This is a genomic window from Haloferax sp. s1 (genome assembly GCF_058382125.1).
The window spans coordinates 1-3,186 of the sequence record NZ_JBZRPK010000329.1; the positions used below are offsets into that span (position 1 = coordinate 1).

General features: G+C 66.1%; 3 protein-coding genes and 1 pseudogene. 3 read left to right on the forward strand and 1 reads right to left on the reverse strand.

Annotation, left to right across the window (positions count from 1 at the left end):
* Positions 1 to 255, reverse strand: a pseudogene (locus tag QT222_RS03760) (HD domain-containing protein); the annotation flags it as partial.
* A gap of 363 nt (positions 256 to 618) precedes the next feature.
* On the opposite strand from QT222_RS03760, the gene cofD reads away from it, so the two are divergent.
* From cofD to QT222_RS03775, 3 genes are all read left to right on the forward strand, one after another.
* On the forward strand, positions 619 to 1,611 hold the full coding sequence (gene cofD, locus QT222_RS03765) for a 2-phospho-L-lactate transferase (protein WP_004059936.1): 993 nt from the start codon (positions 619 to 621) through the stop codon (positions 1,609 to 1,611).
* Positions 1,611 to 2,393: a tRNA-dihydrouridine synthase gene (locus QT222_RS03770; RefSeq protein ID WP_491476355.1), complete on the forward strand. Its 783-nt coding sequence runs from the start codon at positions 1,611 to 1,613 to the stop codon at positions 2,391 to 2,393. Before cofD ends, QT222_RS03770 begins: the two co-directional genes overlap by 1 nt.
* A partial coding sequence (locus QT222_RS03775; protein WP_491476356.1) for a triphosphoribosyl-dephospho-CoA synthase occupies positions 2,393 to 3,186 on the forward strand: 794 nt, incomplete at its 3' end. The genes QT222_RS03770 and QT222_RS03775, both read left to right, overlap by 1 nt.

Genomic DNA, 3,186 nt, shown 5'->3' on the forward strand with positions numbered 1-3,186 from the left:
GTGGAGGAGTGCCGCGGCTTCGATGTGAGCGGCGGCGTCGCCCTCGATACCGAGATGCGAGAGAGCACGCGAAGCGAGGTGATAGACGCCAAGGCTGTGTTCGAACCGGGTGTGGTTCGCGGAGGGGTAGACCAGTTGGACCGTACCCAACTGCTTGATTCGCCGAAGTCGCTGCATCTCCGGCGTGTCGAGGAGGGCCTCGGCCGCGCCCTCGACCTCGATGTGGTCGTGGACGCTGTCCTTGATGGTCGTCATTGTCGGGGATTCGGCCGCCATCGGGTAAAAATGGTCGGGCGGGTTTCGAATAAAAAACCGGTCAGTTGCACCACGCCTGAGTCGAGTACTGCCCGGTCACACTACGACAGAATACAGATTGGCCACACAGGAATACAGATTGGCCACACAGGAATACAGATTGGCCACACAGGGAACCACAGCGCGTGGGACGGCAGCGGCACAACACCCTACTGCGAACCGCTTCAGTCGAGCGCGAATAGACGCTGAGATGGAACCCTGCCCGATGCCACTGTGGCGCATCGGGGCGTACCGCGGCGAGCCATAACTGCGGTCGTCTCCGGTGAAGGAACTTTCAAACCGCCACTCGCCTTACGGCGGAACATGGTCACTTTCCTCGCTGGGGGAACGGGAACCCCCAAACTCCTCGACGGGGCCGCCGAGGTGTTCGACCCCGCTGAGACGACCGTCGTCGCCAACACCGGTGACGACGTCGAACTCGGCGGCCACCTCGTCTGCCCCGACGTGGATACGGTCCTCTTCTCCGGCGGCGGCGTCCTCGACACCGACCGCTGGTGGGGCATCGCCGACGACACCACCGAAACGGACGACGAACTCCACCGTCTCGCCGACGCGGCCGGTCTCGACGCCGGTCCGCGATACCTCCCGGACGAGGCGCAGACCGCCGGGCGCGACATCGCCCGCTGGCGGCGGTTCTCCGGCATCGCGGAGTTCATGGAAATCGGCGACCGCGACCGCGCGGTCCACATCACGCGAACCTCGCTCCTCGACGAGGGCAACACGCTCACCGAAGTCACCCGGACGCTCGCGGCTGCCTTCGGTCTCGACGTGTCTCTCCTCCCGATGACGGACGACCCCGTTGCGACCCTCGTCCACACCGACGAGGGCGTGATGCACTTTCAGGAGTACTGGGTTCACCGCCGAGCTGACCCCACCGTCCACGACGTGGAGTTCCGCGGCGCGGACGAGGCAACCATCACCAACGCGGTCGCCGACGCTCTCTCAGACCCCGTTGTCATCGGCCCGTCGAACCCAGTCACGAGTATCGGACCGATGCTCGCACTCGGTGGCTTCGCCGACGCCCTCGCCGACACGCCTGTCGTCGCCGTCTCTCCGTTCGTCGAAGACCGCGTGTTCTCCGGTCCCGCTGCCGACCTCATGGAAGGCGTCGGCTATGACCCCTCGACCGCAGGCGTCGCTGAGGCGTACCCATTCGCGGACGCGTTCGTCTTGGACGAAGCGGATGGGACTGACCTCGGCTGTCCGGTCGTCCGAACTGACACCCGAATCGATGGCCCGAAAGACGCGGAACGTGTCGCCCGTGCTGTCGATGGCGCGCTCGCGGAGGTGATGTGATGTTCTCCCCTCGCGTCGGAGCCGCAAGCCTCAGCGGCGAATCTGACGCTGCATGGGCACGCGCTGCTGCGCCCCACGTCGGCGCGGCTTTCCTCGGTGGCATCGCCCTCGACGACCCCGCACGGGAGGCCGCACGCGAACTCGTCGCCCGCGGCCGCTCGGAGTTTCTGCCCGACGACCCGTTAGCGTTCGTCACGGACCAACTCGCTACGCTGGACGAGACGGACTTGTTTATCGGTGTCAACGTTCGAGCGACCGAAGCAGAACCGATTCGCCAAGTCGCCGCAATCTGTTCCGACTACGGTGCTGGTGTCGAAGTAAACGCCCACTGCCGACAGGACGAACTCTGCGCGGTCGGCTGTGGCGAGACGCTTCTCCGCGACACCGACAGGCTGGTCGAATACGTCGCCGCGGCCACGAACTCCGGCGCACCCGTCGGCGTGAAAGTTCGCGCCGAAGTCGACGGCGTCGCCCTCCGGGAACTCGCACCAACGCTCGCCGATGCGGGGGCCGACTGGCTTCACATCGACGCGATGGATTCCGAGTCGGTCGTCGCCGACGTGGTTGACGCCGCACCAGACCTGTTCGTCGTCGCCAACAACGGCGTCCGCGACCGGGTGACTGCTCACGAGTACCTCCAGTACGGCGCTGACGCTGTGAGCGTCGGCCGTCCGAGCGATGACCCCTCCGTCCTCCATCGCGTCAGAACCGCCGTCGACGACTGGTTCGCGGACGATGGAGTGGAAGGACCGACGAAGTACGACGACGAGGTATCTCTCTGATGTCACCGACGCCGGTCACCAACCGCGGATTCGGCCCCGCACGCCACGCGGAACTCGCGCTCCTGCTCGAAGTCGCCGGAACGCCCAAACCGGGGAACGTCGACCGTCGCCGCGACCTCTCGGACCTTCACTTCGAGCACTTTCTGACCGGTGCTGTCGGGGCGGCGAAAGGACTCCGACTCGCGGAATCCGGCACATCCGTCGGCGAGGCGTTCGAAACAGCCGTCGCAGGAATGAGCAAGCAGGGCGGTGGCAACACGCAATTTGGCTGTCTCCTGCTTCTCGTCCCACTCGTCCGGGCGGCCACCGCAGGTGACCTCTCACCCGACGGCGCGGCGGCGGTTGTCGAATCAACCACCGTCGACGACGCGGTGAATTTCTACCGGGCGTTCGAGCACGTGAACGTTGCCGTTGGCGAGGTGCCTGACGACGCGTCCGACCTCGACGTTCGTCACGGCGGCGATGCTGAGTCCGCGCTCCGGGACCGCGACTTTTCCCTCTACGATGTGATGGAACTCAGCGCCGACCGCGATGCCAACGCACGCGAGTGGACCGGCGGATTCGACCGCACGTTCCGTGCAGCCGACGCGATTCTCGTGGACGACGGCCCAGTCACCGACCGCGTGGCGCGGGCATTTCCCGACCTGCTCGCCGAGGAACCGGCCACGCTCGTCGTAACGAATCACGGCGAGTCGGTCGCCCGGGACGTGATGGACCGCGCCGCCGCCGTCTCGAATCTCGCCGAAGCCGCGGAACGGGCTGCGGCGTTCGGCACCGCTGGAAACAACCCGTG